General features: G+C 60.1%; 1 pseudogene. It reads left to right on the forward strand.

Annotation, left to right across the window (positions count from 1 at the left end):
• Positions 1-341 (forward strand): annotated as a pseudogene (locus HWX00_RS37345) (type VI secretion system tip protein VgrG); the annotation flags it as partial.

The raw sequence follows: 341 nt of genomic DNA on the forward strand, positions 1-341 counted from the left end.
TTCACCGGACTCAGCACGTCGTTTACCGGTGTCAGTACGGGTTTTACCGGCGTCTCGACGTCGTTTACGGGCGTCTCGACGGGTTTCACCGGAATCAGCACGTCGTTCACTGGTGTGGGTACCAGCTTCATGGGGGTATCCACGTCGTTCAAAGGGATGTCGACCAGCGTGACAGGAACGAGCAATTCGGTGACCGGCGTCTCGAACAGCATGACGGGTATCTCGTCGTCGCTGACGGATGTCAGTACGTCCGCGACGGGGCAGTCGCAGAGCATGACAGGCGTCTCGCTGTCATACACCGGCACATCGACGGGCATGACCGGCACGAGCACGTCGGTGAC

Origin of the sequence: Burkholderia seminalis DSM 23518, assembly GCF_902832885.1 — a bacterium.
In the GTDB taxonomy this organism is placed as follows: Bacteria; Pseudomonadota; Gammaproteobacteria; order Burkholderiales; family Burkholderiaceae; genus Burkholderia; species Burkholderia seminalis.